Source organism: Ensifer sp. Root423 (assembly GCF_001426275.1).
Lineage (GTDB): Bacteria > Pseudomonadota > Alphaproteobacteria > Rhizobiales > Rhizobiaceae > Ensifer > Ensifer adhaerens.
Map to the genome: position 1 here is coordinate 1 of NZ_LMEG01000029.1, position 14,706 is coordinate 14,706.

27 protein-coding genes are annotated in these 14,706 nt (G+C 59.2%); all 27 read left to right on the forward strand.

The genetic code is table 11. The annotated features are described in order from the left end of the window. On the forward strand, positions 1 to 94 hold a 94-nt coding region (locus ASD01_RS34960; protein WP_018010126.1), incomplete at its 5' end, for an EF-Tu C-terminal domain-related protein. Positions 95 to 414: 320 nt separating this feature from the next. Beyond that, positions 415 to 723: a 30S ribosomal protein S10 gene (rpsJ, locus tag ASD01_RS23045; RefSeq protein ID WP_003507767.1), complete on the forward strand. Its 309-nt coding sequence runs from the start codon at positions 415 to 417 to the stop codon at positions 721 to 723. Between the two features lie 139 nt (positions 724 to 862). After that, a complete protein-coding gene (gene rplC, locus ASD01_RS23050; RefSeq protein WP_034795518.1) occupies positions 863 to 1,549 on the forward strand; it encodes a 50S ribosomal protein L3 in 687 nt (228 codons plus the stop codon). A gap of 12 nt (positions 1,550 to 1,561) precedes the next feature. Next, the gene (rplD, locus tag ASD01_RS23055; RefSeq protein ID WP_034795521.1) at positions 1,562 to 2,182 is read left to right on the forward strand and encodes a 50S ribosomal protein L4; all 621 of its coding nucleotides are present in this window, start codon (positions 1,562 to 1,564) and stop codon (positions 2,180 to 2,182) included. Then, positions 2,179 to 2,472 (forward strand): 50S ribosomal protein L23, encoded by a 294-nt coding sequence (locus ASD01_RS23060; protein ID WP_034795524.1) that lies wholly within the window; start codon positions 2,179 to 2,181, stop codon positions 2,470 to 2,472. Before rplD ends, ASD01_RS23060 begins: the two co-directional genes overlap by 4 nt. A gap of 43 nt (positions 2,473 to 2,515) precedes the next feature. Beyond that, complete coding sequence (gene rplB, locus ASD01_RS23065) at positions 2,516 to 3,352, forward strand: 50S ribosomal protein L2 (RefSeq protein ID WP_034795526.1); 837 nt, start codon at positions 2,516 to 2,518, stop codon at positions 3,350 to 3,352. A gap of 15 nt (positions 3,353 to 3,367) precedes the next feature. Beyond that, positions 3,368 to 3,646 (forward strand): 30S ribosomal protein S19, encoded by a 279-nt coding sequence (gene rpsS / locus ASD01_RS23070; RefSeq protein ID WP_018239488.1) that lies wholly within the window; start codon positions 3,368 to 3,370, stop codon positions 3,644 to 3,646. A gap of 2 nt (positions 3,647 to 3,648) precedes the next feature. Next, complete coding sequence (rplV, locus tag ASD01_RS23075; protein WP_034795534.1) at positions 3,649 to 4,038, forward strand: 50S ribosomal protein L22; 390 nt, start codon at positions 3,649 to 3,651, stop codon at positions 4,036 to 4,038. After that, entirely contained in the window at positions 4,038 to 4,772 is a 735-nt protein-coding gene (rpsC, locus tag ASD01_RS23080; protein ID WP_034795537.1) for a 30S ribosomal protein S3, read from the forward strand. The genes rplV and rpsC overlap by 1 nt, the downstream gene beginning before the upstream one ends. A gap of 38 nt (positions 4,773 to 4,810) precedes the next feature. Beyond that, positions 4,811 to 5,224, forward strand: coding sequence for a 50S ribosomal protein L16 (gene rplP / locus ASD01_RS23085; RefSeq protein ID WP_011975175.1), 414 nt, complete (start codon positions 4,811 to 4,813; stop codon positions 5,222 to 5,224). An 11-nt stretch (positions 5,225 to 5,235) separates the two neighbouring features. Next, the gene (gene rpmC, locus ASD01_RS23090) at positions 5,236 to 5,436 is read left to right on the forward strand and encodes a 50S ribosomal protein L29 (RefSeq protein WP_034795543.1); all 201 of its coding nucleotides are present in this window, start codon (positions 5,236 to 5,238) and stop codon (positions 5,434 to 5,436) included. A 12-nt stretch (positions 5,437 to 5,448) separates the two neighbouring features. Further along, a complete protein-coding gene (gene rpsQ, locus ASD01_RS23095; protein ID WP_034795546.1) occupies positions 5,449 to 5,685 on the forward strand; it encodes a 30S ribosomal protein S17 in 237 nt (78 codons plus the stop codon). A gap of 178 nt (positions 5,686 to 5,863) precedes the next feature. Continuing rightward, positions 5,864 to 6,232 (forward strand): 50S ribosomal protein L14, encoded by a 369-nt coding sequence (gene rplN / locus ASD01_RS23100; RefSeq protein ID WP_034795548.1) that lies wholly within the window; start codon positions 5,864 to 5,866, stop codon positions 6,230 to 6,232. 14 nt (positions 6,233 to 6,246) lie between these two features. Next, the gene (gene rplX / locus ASD01_RS23105) at positions 6,247 to 6,558 is read left to right on the forward strand and encodes a 50S ribosomal protein L24 (RefSeq protein ID WP_025426674.1); all 312 of its coding nucleotides are present in this window, start codon (positions 6,247 to 6,249) and stop codon (positions 6,556 to 6,558) included. Further along, on the forward strand, positions 6,551 to 7,108 hold the full coding sequence (gene rplE / locus ASD01_RS23110) for a 50S ribosomal protein L5 (RefSeq protein WP_034795552.1): 558 nt from the start codon (positions 6,551 to 6,553) through the stop codon (positions 7,106 to 7,108). The genes rplX and rplE overlap by 8 nt, the downstream gene beginning before the upstream one ends. A 34-nt stretch (positions 7,109 to 7,142) precedes the next feature. Continuing rightward, a complete protein-coding gene (rpsN, locus tag ASD01_RS23115; RefSeq protein ID WP_034795562.1) occupies positions 7,143 to 7,448 on the forward strand; it encodes a 30S ribosomal protein S14 in 306 nt (101 codons plus the stop codon). Positions 7,449 to 7,460: 12 nt separating this feature from the next. Continuing rightward, on the forward strand, positions 7,461 to 7,859 hold the full coding sequence (gene rpsH / locus ASD01_RS23120) for a 30S ribosomal protein S8 (RefSeq protein ID WP_025426677.1): 399 nt from the start codon (positions 7,461 to 7,463) through the stop codon (positions 7,857 to 7,859). Positions 7,860 to 7,905: 46 nt separating this feature from the next. Then, positions 7,906 to 8,439, forward strand: coding sequence for a 50S ribosomal protein L6 (rplF, locus tag ASD01_RS23125; RefSeq protein ID WP_034795564.1), 534 nt, complete (start codon positions 7,906 to 7,908; stop codon positions 8,437 to 8,439). A 12-nt stretch (positions 8,440 to 8,451) separates the two neighbouring features. After that, the gene (gene rplR / locus ASD01_RS23130; protein ID WP_034795567.1) at positions 8,452 to 8,814 is read left to right on the forward strand and encodes a 50S ribosomal protein L18; all 363 of its coding nucleotides are present in this window, start codon (positions 8,452 to 8,454) and stop codon (positions 8,812 to 8,814) included. 128 nt (positions 8,815 to 8,942) lie between these two features. After that, a complete protein-coding gene (gene rpsE, locus ASD01_RS23135; protein ID WP_034795569.1) occupies positions 8,943 to 9,512 on the forward strand; it encodes a 30S ribosomal protein S5 in 570 nt (189 codons plus the stop codon). 12 nt (positions 9,513 to 9,524) lie between these two features. Then, positions 9,525 to 9,728 carry a 50S ribosomal protein L30 gene (gene rpmD, locus ASD01_RS23140; RefSeq protein WP_034795572.1) on the forward strand — a complete coding sequence of 68 codons (204 nt, stop codon included), beginning with the start codon at positions 9,525 to 9,527 and terminating at the stop codon, positions 9,726 to 9,728. A gap of 13 nt (positions 9,729 to 9,741) precedes the next feature. Continuing rightward, entirely contained in the window at positions 9,742 to 10,212 is a 471-nt protein-coding gene (gene rplO, locus ASD01_RS23145; protein WP_034795576.1) for a 50S ribosomal protein L15, read from the forward strand. A gap of 233 nt (positions 10,213 to 10,445) precedes the next feature. Next, a complete protein-coding gene (gene secY, locus ASD01_RS23150) occupies positions 10,446 to 11,786 on the forward strand; it encodes a preprotein translocase subunit SecY (protein ID WP_034795578.1) in 1,341 nt (446 codons plus the stop codon). Further along, positions 11,783 to 12,361 (forward strand): adenylate kinase, encoded by a 579-nt coding sequence (locus tag ASD01_RS23155; protein ID WP_034795582.1) that lies wholly within the window; start codon positions 11,783 to 11,785, stop codon positions 12,359 to 12,361. The genes secY and ASD01_RS23155 overlap by 4 nt, the downstream gene beginning before the upstream one ends. Positions 12,362 to 12,593: 232 nt before the next feature. Further along, a complete protein-coding gene (rpsM, locus tag ASD01_RS23160) occupies positions 12,594 to 12,962 on the forward strand; it encodes a 30S ribosomal protein S13 (RefSeq protein WP_034795586.1) in 369 nt (122 codons plus the stop codon). 226 nt (positions 12,963 to 13,188) lie between these two features. Continuing rightward, complete coding sequence (gene rpsK, locus ASD01_RS23165) at positions 13,189 to 13,578, forward strand: 30S ribosomal protein S11 (protein WP_003536496.1); 390 nt, start codon at positions 13,189 to 13,191, stop codon at positions 13,576 to 13,578. Between the two features lie 103 nt (positions 13,579 to 13,681). Further along, positions 13,682 to 14,692, forward strand: a complete 1,011-nt coding sequence (locus ASD01_RS23170) for a DNA-directed RNA polymerase subunit alpha (protein WP_034795592.1) — start codon at positions 13,682 to 13,684, stop codon at positions 14,690 to 14,692. Positions 14,693 to 14,706: the final 14 nt, after the last annotated feature.

Here is a 14,706-nt window from a genome sequence, read left to right on the forward strand (position 1 = left end):
CGTTCCGATCGCGATGGAAGAAAAGCTGCGCTTCGCAATCCGCGAAGGCGGCCGTACCGTCGGCGCAGGCATCGTTGCCTCGATCGTCGAGTAATCGACGAGACTGAGGGCGGGAAGACACAAGGCGCATGTGCTATGCGCCTTGGACATACCCGCCCCGAAAGATTTAGTTGGTCGCACGGCTTGCCGAAGACGACGAAATAGTGCAAATGGCGCCCACGCGTGATTTGCACGGTGCTTCGACGTTGTGCGCTCACAGAAAGACAGGCCGGCCACGGCCGCTCAAATAGGAAGGGGCAGGGGAAACCCTGTCCCTCCGATCTTTGAAAAGTTAGCGGACTGGCCGAAATTAAACGAAGTTCACTGCGTGTTTTTCCACGGAAACCGCAAGTAACCTGAACAAGGATAAGTCGTATGAACGGCCAGAACATCCGCATCCGCCTCAAGGCGTTTGATCACCGGATCCTCGACGCCTCGACGCGCGAAATCGTGTCGACTGCAAAGCGTACCGGTGCAAGCGTGCGCGGTCCCGTACCGCTGCCGACGCGCATTGAAAAGTTTACGGTCAACCGCTCGCCGCACGTCGACAAGAAGAGCCGTGAACAGTTCGAAATGCGCACCCACAAGCGCCTTCTCGATATCGTAGACCCGACCCCGCAGACCGTTGACGCGCTGATGAAGCTCGACCTGGCTGCCGGCGTCGACGTGGAAATCAAGCTTTAATAAACAAGGAAGGTACGTGGACCTCGGTCCAACGGCTTCCAAAAACGGGCGACCTCAAGATCGGATGATCTCAAGGAAACCTTAAACCAGAGATGTGAAGGGGCTCGCTCCGTCACTAACTCTCAAGAGGAATGAACCAATGCGTTCAGGTGTGATTGCACAGAAAGTGGGAATGACCCGCGTCTATAACGACGCCGGTGAGCATATCCCGGTTACAGTTTTGAAGCTGGAAAGCTGCCAGGTGGTAGCCCAGCGTACGGAAGAAAAGAACGGCTACGTTGCTGTCCAGCTCGGTGCTGGCCGCTCTAAGGTCAAGAACACGCCGAAGGCGATGCGCGGCCACTTTGCTGCTGCCAACGTCGAGCCGAAGGCGAAGCTCGTCGAGTTCCGCGTTTCCGCGGACAACCTGATCGACATCGGTGCAGAACTGACGGCGAACCATTTCGTCGCCGGTCAGCTCGTCGACGTCACCGGTACCACGATCGGTAAGGGCTTTGCCGGCGCCATCAAGCGCCACAACTTCGGCGGTCTGCGTGCAACGCACGGCGTTTCCGTATCGCACCGTTCGCATGGTTCTACCGGTTCCAACCAGGACCCGGGCCGCGTTTGGAAGGGCAAGCGCATGGCTGGTCACATGGGCCAGACGCGCGTCACCACTCAGAACCTCGAAGTCGTATCGACCGATGAAGACCGCGGTCTGATCCTGGTCAAGGGCGCTGTCCCCGGCTCCAAGGGTGCCTGGATCGTCGTTCGTGACGCCATCAAGTCGGGCACCCCGGAAGGCGCTCCGCGTCCGGCCGCTGTGCGCGCCGAAGCATCGAAGTAAGGGAGCCGAATAATGGATCTCAACGTCAAAACCCTCGAGGGCAAGGACGCAGGAAAGGTTTCTCTTTCTGACGCCATTTTCGGCCTCGAACCCCGTGAAGACATCATTGCCCGCGTCGTTCGCTGGCAGCTCGCCAAGAAGCAGCAGGGCACGCACAAGGCCAAGGGCCGCGCTGAAGTGTCCCGCACCGGCGCCAAGATGTACAAGCAGAAGGGTACGGGCCGCGCCCGCCACCACTCCGCTCGTGCTCCGCAGTTCCGGGGCGGTGGCAAGGCTCATGGCCCGGTTGTTCGCAGCCACGCCCATGACCTGCCGAAGAAGGTTCGCGCCCTCGGCCTGCGCCATGCACTCTCGGCCAAGCTGAAGGCTGAAGAGATCATCGTCATCGACGATCTCGTTGCCAAGGAAGCCAAGACGAAGGCTCTCGCCGGCGTATTCGCGTCGCTCGGTCTCACCAACGCTCTCATCATCGGCGGCGCCGAGATCGAGAACAACTTCAAGCTCGCAGCCCAGAACATCCCGAACGTGGACGTTCTGCCGGTTCAGGGCATCAACGTTTACGACATTCTGCGCCGTGGCAAGCTCGTGCTTTCCAAGGCTGCCGTGGAAGCTCTGGAGGAGCGGTTCAAATGACGGATCTTCGCCACTACGACGTGATCGTGTCCCCCTCGATCACTGAAAAGTCGACGCTGGTTTCCGAACAGAACCAGGTCGTCTTCAACGTCGCCAAGGACGCTTCGAAGCCTGAAATCAAGGCTGCAGTCGAAGCTCTGTTCGGCGTCAAGGTTACGGCCGTGAACACGCTGGTCCGCAAGGGCAAGACGAAGCGTTTCCGCGGCTTTGCCGGAAAGCAGAAGGACGTGAAGAAGGCGGTCATTACGCTCGCCGACGGTCAGTCCATCGACGTCTCCACCGGTCTCTAACGGATAGGCCCATTAGGGTAAAAACCCAAAAGGGAACAAGAAAATGGCATTGAAAAGTTTCAATCCGACGACCCCGAGCCAGCGCCAGCTGGTCATCGTTGACCGGTCCGGCCTCTACAAGGGCAAGCCGGTAAAGGCGCTGACCGAGGGCCTGTCCTCCAAGGGCGGTCGCAACAACCTCGGTCGCATCACCGTTCGCTTCCAGGGCGGCGGTCACAAGCGCACCTATCGTCTGGTGGACTTCAAGCGTCGCAAGTTCGACGTTGAAGGCACGGTCGAGCGTCTGGAATACGACCCGAACCGCACCGCGTTCATCGCGCTCGTCAACTACGCCGACGGCGAAAAGGCCTACATCCTCGCTCCGCAGCGCCTTGCTGCTGGCGACAAGGTCATCGCTTCGGAAAAGGCCGTTGACGTGAAGCCCGGCAACACGATGCCGCTGCAGTACATCCCGGTCGGCTCCATCATCCACAACGTGGAAATGAAGCCGGGCAAGGGCGGCCAGATGGCCCGCTCCGCCGGTACCTACGCACAGCTCGTTGGCCGCGACCAGGGCATGGCGATCCTTCGCCTGAACTCTGGTGAACAGCGCCTGGTGCATGGTTCCTGCCTCGCCTCGATCGGCGCCGTGTCGAACCCCGACCACGGCAACATCAATGACGGTAAGGCTGGTCGTTCGCGTTGGCGTGGCAAGAAGCCGCACGTTCGCGGTGTCGTCATGAACCCGGTTGACCACCCGCACGGCGGTGGTGAAGGCCGTACCTCGGGTGGTCGTCACCCGGTTACCCCGTGGGGCAAGCCCACGAAGGGTAAGCGTACGCGCTCGAACAAGTCGACCGACAAGTTCATCATGCGCTCGCGCCACCAGAAGAAGAAGTAAGAGAGGAAGTCTCGAATGACTCGTTCAGTATGGAAAGGTCCGTTCGTTGACGGTTATCTTCTCAAGAAGGCTGAGAAGGTCCGCGAAGGCGGTCGCAACGAAGTGATCAAGATCTGGAGCCGTCGCTCCACGATCCTTCCGCAGTTTGTCGGTCTCACCTTCGGCGTCTACAACGGCAGCAAGCACGTCCCGGTCAGCGTCAACGAAGACATGGTCGGCCACAAGTTTGGTGAATTCTCTCCGACCCGGACCTACTACGGTCACGGTGCGGACAAGAAGGCAAAGAGGAAGTAACAATGGGCAAGGCAAAAGCCGAACGCCGGCTGAAGGATAATGAGGCGCAGGCAGTTGCGCGCACGATCCGCGTCAGCCCCCAGAAGCTCAACCTGGTTGCCGCGATGATCCGCGGCAAGAAGGTCGATCGCGCTCTGGCCGAACTGGAATTCTCCCGCAAGCGCATTGCAGAGACGGTCAAGAAGACCCTTGAATCTGCCATCGCAAACGCGGAGAACAACCACGATCTCGACGTCGATTCGCTCGTCGTTGCAGAAGCTTACGTTGGCAAGTCGATTGTCATGAAGCGCTTCCACGCTCGTGGTCGCGGCCGTGCATCGCGTGTCGAAAAGCCGTTCTCGCACTTGACGATCGTCGTCCGTGAAGTGGAAGCCAAAGGGGAGGCCGCATAATGGGTCAGAAGATTAATCCGATCGGCTTCCGTCTCGGTATCAACCGGACCTGGGACAGCCGCTGGTTCGCGGACAACGCCGAGTACGGCCAGCTTCTTCACGAAGACCTGAAGATCCGCGCTTACCTGATGGAAGAACTGAAGGCTGCCGGCATCGCCAAGGTGGTAATCGAGCGTCCGCACAAGAAGTGCCGCGTCACGATCCACTCCGCTCGTCCGGGCCTGATCATCGGCAAGAAGGGCGCTGACATCGAGAAGCTCCGCAAGAAGCTTTCCGAGATGACCAGCTCCGAAACGCACCTCAACATCGTTGAAGTGCGCAAGCCGGAAGTCGACGCGACCCTCGTCGCTCAGTCGATTGCCCAGCAGCTCGAGCGCCGCGTGGCTTTCCGCCGTGCGATGAAGCGCGCTGTTCAGTCGGCCATGCGTCTTGGCGCCGAAGGCATCAAGATCACCTGCGCCGGCCGCCTCGGTGGCGCCGAAATCGCTCGTACCGAATGGTACCGCGAAGGTCGCGTTCCGCTGCACACGCTGCGTGCGGACATCGACTACGGCACGGCTGAAGCGGAAACCGCTTTCGGTATCTGCGGCATCAAGGTCTGGATCTTCAAGGGCGAAATCCTTGAGCATGATCCGATGGCTTCGGAGCGTCGCGCGATCGAAAGTGACAACCAGGGCCCGGCAGGCCGTGATCGCGACCGTGGCGATCGTGACCGCCGTCGTGAAAACGCGTAACATTCGCGTTTGGCAGCCAATATCGGAGAAGTAAAAAAATGTTGCAGCCAAAGCGTACGAAGTATCGCAAGCAGTTCAAGGGCCGCATCAAGGGCGTAGCCAAGGGCGGATCTGATCTCGCTTTCGGCGAATTCGGCCTTAAGGCTCAGGAACCCAACCGCGTGAATGCACGCGAGATCGAAGCGGCCCGCCGCGCGATCACGCGTCACATGAAGCGCGCCGGCCGCGTCTGGATCCGTGTGTTCCCTGACGTTCCGGTCACCGCCAAGCCGACGGAAGTCCGCATGGGTAAGGGTAAGGGTTCGGTCGAATACTGGGCATGCAAGGTCAAGCCCGGCCGAATGATGTTTGAGATCGATGGTGTCAGCGAAGAACTTGCCCGTGAGGCACTTCGTCTTGGCGCTGCCAAGCTCTCTGTCAAGACGCGCTTCGTGCAGCGTATCGCAGAGTAAGGAGTGAACTCATGAAAGCCGTAGATGTTCGCGCCCTGAGCGCCGATCAACTCAACGAAGAGCTCGCCAAGCTGAAGAAGGAGCAGTTCAACCTGCGCTTCCAGAAGGCAACCGGCCAGCTCGAGAAGTCTTCGCGTATCAACGAAGTCCGCAAGGACATCGCACGCGTCAAAACCATTGCCCGCCAGAAGGCGGCAGAAGCCAAGGCCTAAGGACCAGAAAATATGCCGAAACGCATTCTGCAGGGCACTGTTGTCAGCGACAAGAACGACAAGACCGTCGTCGTACGGGTCGAGCGCCGCTTTGCGCATCCGATCCTCCAGAAGACCGTCCGTCGCTCCAAGAAGTACAAGGCGCATGACGAAAACAACCAGTACAAGGTTGGTGACGTCGTTTCCATCGAGGAATGTGCGCCGATCTCGAAGGATAAGCGCTGGACGGTAGTCGCCGCCCACGCTTGATTTCAGCAGGTTTTGACGCCAAGACCCTTGCGTCTTGGGAAAATACCTGTATGAAGCACGCAATTGAAGCAGGGGAACGCTCGATTCCGGGCGTTCTTTTGCTTTGAGATGAGCACTATAAGCCGGGCGAGGGGGTTTCGACCCAACCGGCCTGGTAACAACAAGAAGGCGACCTGACATGATTCAGATGCAAACAAACCTCGACGTGGCGGATAATTCCGGCGCACGTCGTGTCATGTGCATCAAGGTGCTGGGCGGCTCCAAGCGCAAGTATGCGTCGGTCGGCGACATCATTGTCGTTTCGATCAAGGAAGCCATTCCGCGCGGCCGCGTAAAGAAGGGTGATGTCATGAAGGCTGTTGTCGTTCGCACTGCGAAGGACATCCGCCGTCCGGATGGCTCTGTCATCCGCTTTGACACCAACGCAGCCGTTCTTATCGATAACAAGAAAGAGCCGATCGGCACTCGTATCTTCGGACCGGTTCCGCGCGAACTTCGCGCCAAGAACCACATGAAGATCATCTCGCTGGCTCCAGAAGTACTCTAAGGGAGCGTTGAGAGATGCAAAAGATTCGCAAAGGCGACAAAGTCGTCGTTCTCACCGGTAAGGACAAGGGTCGTACCGGCGAAGTCGTACAGGTAATGCCGAAGGAAGACCGGGCTGTCGTGCGTGGCGTAAACATGGTGAAGCGTCACCAGCGCCAGACCCAGAGCCAGGAAGCCGGCATCATCAACAAGGAAGCCTCGATCCATCTTTCGAACATCGCGATTGCCGATCCGAAGGACGGCAAGCCGACCCGCGTCGGTTTCAAGATCGATGGCGACAAGAAGGTCCGCGTGGCCAAGCGTTCGGGAGTAGTGATCGATGGCTAAGTCCGCTTACGAGCCGCGGCTCAAGAAGGAATATGTCGAGCGTATTCGTGCGGCTATGCAGGAGAAGTTCTCCTACGCCAACGAAATGCAGATCCCGCGCCTCGACAAGATCGTCATCAACATGGGCGTTGGCGAATCGACGGGCGACTCCAAGAAGCCGACCGTTGCTGCAGCCGACCTCGCAGCGATTGCTGGTCAGAAGCCGGTCATCACCCGCGCTCGCAACTCCATCGCAGGCTTCAAGCTTCGCGAAGGTATGCCGATCGGTGCCAAGGTTACCCTGCGCGGCGTTCGGATGTTTGAGTTCCTGGATCGCCTCGTGAACATTGCGCTTCCGCGCGTTCGCGACTTCCGTGGCCTCAATCCGAAGTCCTTTGACGGACGTGGCAACTTCGCCATGGGCGTCAAGGAACACATTGTGTTCCCTGAGATCAACTACGACAAGGTTGATCAGATGTGGGGCATGGACATCATCGTTTGCACGACGGCTACTAACGACGACGAAGCTCGCGCTCTGCTCACAGAGTTCAACTTCCCGTTCCGTCAGTAATCCGTAACGACAAGCGTAAAGAAGGATAACTGTAATGGCGAAAACGAGCGCAGTTGAAAAGAACAAGCGCCGCCGCAAACTGGTTGCCTCGCAGGCTGCAAAGCGTGCCGCTCTGAAGGCGACCATCATGAACCAGTCTCTGCCGATTGAAGAGCGGTTCAAGGCAACCATCAAGCTGGCAGGCCTGCCGCGCGATGGATCCAAGACCCGCATCCGCAACCGTTGCGAAGTTACCGGCCGTCCGCGCGCCTTCTATCGTAAACTTCGTATGTCGCGTATTGCGCTTCGCGAACTGGGCAACCTCGGCAAGGTGCCGGGTATTGTCAAGTCGAGCTGGTAAGGAGACGGGCACATGGCAATGACTGATCCGCTGGGCGATATGCTCACCCGTATCCGTAACGGCGCGGCTCGCCGCAAGTCGAGCGTTTCCACGCCGGCTTCGAAGCTCCGTGCACGTGTTCTGGATGTTCTTCAGGCTGAAGGCTACATCCGTGGTTACTCCGAAGTCGTATTCGGCAACGGCAAGGCCGAGCTGAACATCGAACTGAAGTACTACGAAGGCGCTTCCGTGATCCGTGAGATCGGACGCGTCTCCAAGCCGGGCCGCCGAGTTTATGTCTCGGTTAAGTCCATTCCGCAGGTCGCGAACGGCCTCGGCATCACCATCCTTTCGACCCCGAAGGGCGTGATGGCCGATCATCAGGCACGCGAACAGAATGTTGGTGGCGAGATCCTTTGCTCCGTCTTCTAATCGAAGACGGTAGCAAGTTCTCCATAGCGAACAGACAGGTATAAAAATGTCTCGTATCGGTAAGAAGCCCGTTCAGGTTCCGGCAGGCGTCACGGCAAGCGTTGATGGCCAGAAGGTAACGGCGAAGGGCCCGAAGGGCGAACTGTTCTTTGTTGCAAACGACGAAGTATCGGTAAAGCTCGAAGAAAATGCGGTTGTTGTACAGCCGCTCAGCCAGAGCAAGGATGCTCGTTCGAAGTGGGGCATGTCCCGCACGATGATCGAGAACATCTTCAAGGGCGTCAAGGACGGTTACGAGCGCAAGCTCGAAATCAACGGCGTTGGTTATCGTGCGTCGCTGCAGGGCAAGAACCTGCAGCTGGCGCTCGGCTTCAGCCACGACGTCGTCTACCAGACCCCGGAAGGCATCACGATTGCTGTTCCGAAGCCGACCGAAATCATCGTGTCCGGCATCAACAAGCAGCAGGTCGGCCAGGTTGCCGCGGAAATCCGCGAATACCGCGGCCCCGAGCCCTACAAGGGCAAGGGCGTCAAGTATGCCGAAGAGCGGATTGTCCGCAAAGAAGGCAAGAAGAAGTAAGGATCACGCGAAATGGCTAGCAGGAAAGATACTCTTGTGCGTCGCGCCAACCGCGTGCGCCGTCAAATCAAGGCGGTCGCCAATGGCCGTCCGCGCCTGTCGGTTCATCGCTCGTCGAAGAACATCTACGTACAGGTTATCGACGACGTGGCCGGTAAGACGCTTGCGTCTGCCTCCACGCTCGATACCGATCTGCGTTCGTCGTTGAAGACGGGCGCTGACACGGCAGCTGCTGCTGCCGTCGGCAAGCTCATCGCTGAGCGTGCCGCCAAGGCTGGCGTCAAGGACGTTGTCTTTGATCGTGGCGCCTTCATCTATCACGGCCGCATCAAGGCTTTGGCCGATGCTGCCCGTGAAGGTGGTCTGAACTTCTGATCGGTCGCCAGGCGGGCGTTGCGCCTGCCTGGCACTCTCATAGGTTTCCGGTCGCATCCGATCCATCGGACGGGGGCGACTTTTGTCAATCTGCCGATTGCACCCGGAAAAGAAAAAGGAAAAGGACAATGGCACAGGAAAGAAAGGGTTCTCGCGAAGATCGCCAGAACCGCGAAGAGCGCGACAGCGAATTTGTCGATAAGCTCGTAGCAATTAACCGCGTCGCCAAGGTGGTGAAGGGCGGTCGTCGTTTCGGTTTCGCCGCTCTCGTCGTCGTTGGCGACCAGAAGGGCCGCGTTGGCTTCGGTCATGGCAAGGCACGCGAAGTGCCGGAAGCCATCCGCAAGGCAACCGAAGCCGCAAAGCGCGACCTGATTTTCGTCCCGCTGCGTGGTGGTCGTACCCTGCATCACGACGTTCACGGCCGTCATGGCGCCGGCAAGGTGCTGCTGCGTTCGGCCAAGGCCGGTACCGGTATCATCGCTGGTGGCCCGATGCGCGCCGTCTTCGAAACGCTCGGCGTTCATGACGTCGTTGCCAAGTCGACCGGTTCGTCGAACCCCTACAACATGGTTCGCGCAACGTTCGACGCCCTCAAGAACCAGATGCACCCGAAGGACATCGCAGCTCAGCGCGGCATGAAGTACGCCACGCTCCAGGCTCGTCGTGTTTCCTCCGGCGCTGCTTCCGAAGAATAAGGGAGCTGACAGATGGCTAAGAAAGAAGTCGCAGCGAAGACCGTTACCGTCGAGCAGGTCGGTAGCCCCATTCGCCGTCCGGCCGTACAGCGTCAGACGCTGATCGGTCTGGGCCTCAACAAGATGCACCGGGTTCGCACGCTGGAAGACACTCCGTCTGTCCGCGGCATGATCCGGACTGTCCAGCACCTCGTTCGCGTCGTCGACGAGAAGTGAGGGGGATAAGCTCATGAAACTGAATGAAATCAAGGACAACGAAGGCTCGACCCACAGCCGTAAGCGTCTTGGCCGTGGTATCGGCTCGGGCTCCGGCAAGACCGCCGGTCGCGGTGTGAAGGGTCAGAAGGCTCGTTCGGGCGTCGCCATCAACGGCTTCGAAGGCGGCCAGATGCCGATCTACCGTCGTCTGCCGAAGCGCGGCTTCAACAACATCTTCGCTTCGGAGTTTGTTGTCGTGTCGCTCGGCCGTATCCAGACGGCAATCGACGCCAAGAAGCTCGACGCTTCCAAGACCGTTGACGCAGCTGCCCTCAAGGCTGCCGGCGTCATCCGTCGCGAAAAGGACGGCGTCCGCGTTCTGGCCGACGGCGAACTGAAGGCGAAGGTTTCGCTCGAAGTTGCCGGTGCTTCCAAGTCGGCGATCGAGAAGATCGAAAAGGCTGGCGGCTCGATCAAGCTGCTCGCTGCGGCTGCTGAATAATATTATTGATGAACCGCCCGGGGTGCTTCACTCCGGGCGGTTTTGCTCCCATATGTGAGCCTCACGTCCGCAAGCGCGAATCGCTCGCCGCGGCGGACATAGCGGAAACCACGGTGAGGCATCCGATTGCAGACACAATCGCCTCGCGTCCGGTTTTCAAGACGAAAAGTTAGTCCTTCCGGAACGGACCGGGTGTTCCCGCTGATTCCGAGATTTGGTACGCGGAGAATTGCATGGCTTCTGCAGCGGAACAGCTCGCCTCGAACCTGAATTTCTCGACTTTCGCCAAGGCGGAAGATCTGAAGAAACGGCTCTGGTTCACGCTTGGTGCGCTTCTGGTTTACCGTCTTGGCACCTATATCCCGCTGCCCGGTCTTAACCCGGAAGCGTTTGCCCAGGCATTCCGCGGCCAGAGCGGCGGTATCCTCGGCCTCTTCAACATGTTTTCGGGCGGTGCAGTTGAGCGCATGGCGATCTTCGCGCTCGGCATCATGCCCTATATCTCTGCTTCGATTATCGTTCAGCTGATGACCTCTGTCGTTCCGGCACTGGAACAGCTGAAGAAGGAAGGCGAGCAGGGCCGCAAGATCATCAACCAGTACACCCGTTACGGCACGGTGCTTCTTGGCACGGCGCAGGCTTACGCCATCGCCGTCGGCCTCGAGAGCGGCAACGGCCTCGTCAACGATCCGGGTTGGTTCTTCCGTGTTTCGACCGTCATTTCTCTGCTTGGCGGCACCATGTTCCTGATGTGGCTCGGTGAACAGATCACCTCGCGCGGCATCGGCAACGGCATCTCGCTGATCATTTTCGCCGGTATCGTCGCACATCTGCCGACGGCGCTCGCCGGCACGCTCGAACTCGGCCGCACCGGCGCTCTGTCCACCCCGCTGATCCTCGCGATCATCGTCATGGTCGTCGGCGTCATCGCGCTCATCGTGTTCGTCGAACGTGCGCAGCGGCGGCTTCTGATCCAGTATCCGAAGCGCCAGGTCGGCAACCGCATGTTCCAGGGCGACACCTCGCACCTGCCGCTGAAGCTCAACACCGCGGGCGTCATCCCGGCGATCTTCGCCTCGTCGCTGCTGCTTCTGCCGGCAACGCTCGCAGGCTTTGCCAACACGGCGACGCTGCCGGGTTGGGCGACCACCGTGGTTGGTGCACTTGCGCACGGCAAGCCGCTCTACATGGTGCTTTACGGTGCGATGATCGCGTTCTTCGCCTTCTTCTACACCGCGATCGTGTTCAATCCGAAGGACACGGCCGACAATCTGAAGAAGCACGGCGGCTTCATTCCGGGCATTCGTCCGGGCGAGCGTACCGCGGAATATATCGATTATGTCCTGACGCGCATCACCGTGATCGGTGCGGCCTATCTGATCTTCGTCTGCATTCTGCCGGAAGTTCTGATCGCTCAGACCGGCGTGCCGTTCTACCTTGGTGGTACGTCGCTTTTGATTGTTGTCAGCGTCACCCTTGATACGGTAGCACAGATCCAGGGCCACCTCATCGCACAGCAATATGAGGGGCTGATCAAGAAGTCGAAGCTGCGCGGAGGAAAGAGGGGACGATGAGACTGATTTTTTTGGGACCGCCGGGCGCTGGCAAGGGGACACAGGCCAAGCTTCTGACGGAGAGATACGGCATTCCGCAGCTTTCCACAGGAGATATGCTGCGGGCGGCCGTCGCCCAGGCGACCGAGGTCGGCAAGCGTGCGAAGGCGGTCATGGATGCCGGTCAGCTGGTATCCGATGAGATCGTCAACGAAATCGTGTCGGATCGCATCGACCAGCCGGACTGCGCGAAGGGGTTCATCCTCGACGGTTACCCGCGCACGGTTCCGCAGGCGATTGCGCTCGGCAAGATGCTCGAGGGCAAGGGTCTGAAGCTCGATGCCGTAATCGAGCTCAAGGTCGACGAGGCAGCCCTTGTAAAGCGGATGGAGAATCGCGTAGCGGAAACCATCGCAGCCGGCGGCACTGTACGTTCGGACGACAATCCGGAAGCCTTCAAGCGCCGGCTGACCGAGTACCGTGAAAAGACGGCGCCGCTCTCCGAGCACTACGCCGGAACGGGGCAGCTCAGAACGGTTGATGGCATGGCGGAAGTGAACACCGTCACCGCCGAGATCGAGAAGATTCTGGCTTAGACACTGGTCTTTGCCGAAAAGGAACTGCCGGGGAGTTGACTTTTCCGGCCGATTCCGCCAAAGACAGCGCCAACTCGCGACATGAGAGCGGTCGGCGCGGTCTTCAAAGAAAATGAAGTCCGGGTACGGTCGTTTTTGACGTGTCTCGAACCTCAATCAACGTGCGGCTCTTCGAGGTCGCGTAACGAAGCACCTATTGCCGGATGGCAACTGGAACGCAAGGAGAATAGACGTGGCACGTATCGCTGGCGTCAACATCCCGACGGCAAAGCGCGTAGTTATTGCGCTGACCTACATTCACGGGATCGGCCCGAAATTCGCACAGGAAATCATCGAGAAGGTCGGTATTCCGGCTGATCGTCGCGTGCATCAGCTGACGGACGCTGAAGTCCTGCAGATCCGCGAAACGATCGACCGCGACTACCAGGTCGAAGGTGACCTGCGTCGCGAGACCTCGATGAACATCAAGCGCCTGATGGACCTCGGCTGCTACCGCGGCCTGCGTCACCGTCGTGGCCTGCCGGTTCGCGGTCAGCGCACCCACACCAACGCTCGCACCCGCAAGGGTCCGGCGAAGGCGATTGCCGGTAAGAAGAAGTAATTTCCCGAAAAGGGAGATTGGGAGGCTGGTGTCAAACGCCGGCCTCCTTTTGCAGTTTGGAAGGGCGTTTGCCTGACCTTTGTTCGGCCGATCCGGCCGGGCGATATGTTCGCCGGACGATATCTCGTCCTGCGGGAAATGAAGATGCAGGGCAGGGGACGTCAAATCCTTTTCCCGGTGGAGCCGCTGGAATTACGGCGGTGCAGAGATCTAAGAAAGGGATCCTATGGCCAAGGAAGCCACCCGCGTTCGCCGTCGCGAACGCAAGAACATCACGTCTGGCGTCGCGCACGTCAATTCGTCGTTCAACAACACCATGATCACCATCACCGACGCACAGGGCAACGCGATTGCCTGGTCGTCTGCCGGTGCCAAGGGGTTCAAGGGTTCGCGTAAGTCGACCCCGTTTGCCGCACAGATCGCCGCTGAAGACTGCGCCAAGAAGGCTCAGGAACACGGCATGAAGTCGCTGGAAGTCGAAGTTTGCGGTCCGGGTTCCGGCCGTGAATCCGCTCTTCGCGCGCTGCAGGCTGCGGGCTTCATGATCACCTCGATCCGCGATGTGACCCCGATCCCGCACAACGGCTGCCGCCCGCGCAAGAAGCGCCGCGTCTGATCATATGCATTCAATATGCCGGTGAGGGCGCAGATGCGCGCTCCCGGTCTTCGGGGCTCGGTTGCCACGATTGGATGGTGGCAACGAACGGAAGGCAGAAAACATGATCCAGAAGAATTGGCAGGAACTGATCAAGCCGAACAAGGTGGAGTTCGTCTCCTCCGGCCGCACCAAGGCAACGTTGGTTGCGGAACCGCTTGAACGCGGCTTCGGTCTGACGCTCGGCAACGCGCTTCGCCGCGTGCTGCTGTCGTCGCTGCGCGGTGCTGCTGTCACCGCAGTGCAGATCGACGGCGTCCTGCACGAGTTCTCCTCTATCCCGGGCGTCCGGGAAGATGTGACGGACATCGTGCTCAACATCAAGGAAATCGCCATCAAGATGGATGGCGACGACGCAAAGCGCATGGTCGTGCGCAAGCAGGGTCCGGGCGTTGTAACCGCCGGTGACATCCAGACGGTTGGCGATATCGAAATCCTCAACCCGAACCATGTGATCTGCACCCTCGACGAGGGCGCTGAGATCCGCATGGAGTTCACCGTCAACAACGGCAAGGGTTACGTGCCGGCTGATCGCAACCGTTCGGAAGATGCTCCGATCGGCCTGATCCCGGTCGACAGCCTGTACTCGCCGGTCAAGAAGGTGTCCTACAAGGTGGAAAACACCCGCGAAGGCCAGGTTCTTGACTATGACAAGCTGACGATGTCCATCGAGACGGACGGTTCCGTCACCGGTGAAGATGCGATCGCATTTGCGGCCCGCATCCTTCAGGACCAGCTGTCGGTCTTCGTCAACTTCGACGAGCCGCAGAAGGAAGCAGAGGAAGAGGCAGTTACCGAACTCGCCTTCAACCCGGCGCTTCTCAAGAAGGTCGACGAACTGGAACTTTCGGTCCGTTCGGCCAACTGCCTGAAGAACGACAACATCGTCTACATCGGCGACCTCATTCAGAAGACCGAAGCAGAAATGCTCCGCACGCCGAATTTTGGTCGCAAGTCGCTGAACGAAATCAAGGAAGTTCTCGCTTCCATGGGCCTGCACCTCGGCATGGAAGTGCCGTCCTGGCCGCCCGAGAACATCGAAGATCTCGCCAAGCGTTACGAAGACCAATACTAACCATTAGACTGCGG

Bases quoted from the DNA above. Each gene is read 5' to 3' on its own strand.
- rplF (WP_034795564.1), top strand. From the start codon at position 7,906: ATGTCTCGTATCGGTAAGAAGCCCGTTCAGGTTCCGGCAGGCGTCACG.
- rpsH (WP_025426677.1), top strand. From the start codon at position 7,461: ATGGCAATGACTGATCCGCTGGGCGATATGCTCACCCGTATCCGTAAC.
- rpsJ (WP_003507767.1), top strand. From the start codon at position 415: ATGAACGGCCAGAACATCCGCATCCGCCTCAAGGCGTTTGATCACCGG.
- ASD01_RS23170 (WP_034795592.1), top strand. From the start codon at position 13,682: ATGATCCAGAAGAATTGGCAGGAACTGATCAAGCCGAACAAGGTGGAG.
- rpsC (WP_034795537.1), top strand. From the start codon at position 4,038: ATGGGTCAGAAGATTAATCCGATCGGCTTCCGTCTCGGTATCAACCGG.
- rplP (WP_011975175.1), top strand. From the start codon at position 4,811: ATGTTGCAGCCAAAGCGTACGAAGTATCGCAAGCAGTTCAAGGGCCGC.
- rplV (WP_034795534.1), top strand. From the start codon at position 3,649: ATGGGCAAGGCAAAAGCCGAACGCCGGCTGAAGGATAATGAGGCGCAG.
- rplO (WP_034795576.1), top strand. From the start codon at position 9,742: ATGAAACTGAATGAAATCAAGGACAACGAAGGCTCGACCCACAGCCGT.
- rplC (WP_034795518.1), top strand. From the start codon at position 863: ATGCGTTCAGGTGTGATTGCACAGAAAGTGGGAATGACCCGCGTCTAT.
- rpsQ (WP_034795546.1), top strand. From the start codon at position 5,449: ATGCCGAAACGCATTCTGCAGGGCACTGTTGTCAGCGACAAGAACGAC.
- rplD (WP_034795521.1), top strand. From the start codon at position 1,562: ATGGATCTCAACGTCAAAACCCTCGAGGGCAAGGACGCAGGAAAGGTT.
- rplR (WP_034795567.1), top strand. From the start codon at position 8,452: ATGGCTAGCAGGAAAGATACTCTTGTGCGTCGCGCCAACCGCGTGCGC.
- ASD01_RS23155 (WP_034795582.1), top strand. From the start codon at position 11,783: ATGAGACTGATTTTTTTGGGACCGCCGGGCGCTGGCAAGGGGACACAG.
- rpsE (WP_034795569.1), top strand. From the start codon at position 8,943: ATGGCACAGGAAAGAAAGGGTTCTCGCGAAGATCGCCAGAACCGCGAA.
- ASD01_RS23060 (WP_034795524.1), top strand. From the start codon at position 2,179: ATGACGGATCTTCGCCACTACGACGTGATCGTGTCCCCCTCGATCACT.
- rpsS (WP_018239488.1), top strand. From the start codon at position 3,368: ATGACTCGTTCAGTATGGAAAGGTCCGTTCGTTGACGGTTATCTTCTC.
- secY (WP_034795578.1), top strand. From the start codon at position 10,446: ATGGCTTCTGCAGCGGAACAGCTCGCCTCGAACCTGAATTTCTCGACT.
- rplB (WP_034795526.1), top strand. From the start codon at position 2,516: ATGGCATTGAAAAGTTTCAATCCGACGACCCCGAGCCAGCGCCAGCTG.
- rpmC (WP_034795543.1), top strand. From the start codon at position 5,236: ATGAAAGCCGTAGATGTTCGCGCCCTGAGCGCCGATCAACTCAACGAA.
- rplN (WP_034795548.1), top strand. From the start codon at position 5,864: ATGATTCAGATGCAAACAAACCTCGACGTGGCGGATAATTCCGGCGCA.
- rplE (WP_034795552.1), top strand. From the start codon at position 6,551: ATGGCTAAGTCCGCTTACGAGCCGCGGCTCAAGAAGGAATATGTCGAG.
- rpsK (WP_003536496.1), top strand. From the start codon at position 13,189: ATGGCCAAGGAAGCCACCCGCGTTCGCCGTCGCGAACGCAAGAACATC.
- rpsN (WP_034795562.1), top strand. From the start codon at position 7,143: ATGGCGAAAACGAGCGCAGTTGAAAAGAACAAGCGCCGCCGCAAACTG.
- rpmD (WP_034795572.1), top strand. From the start codon at position 9,525: ATGGCTAAGAAAGAAGTCGCAGCGAAGACCGTTACCGTCGAGCAGGTC.
- rplX (WP_025426674.1), top strand. From the start codon at position 6,247: ATGCAAAAGATTCGCAAAGGCGACAAAGTCGTCGTTCTCACCGGTAAG.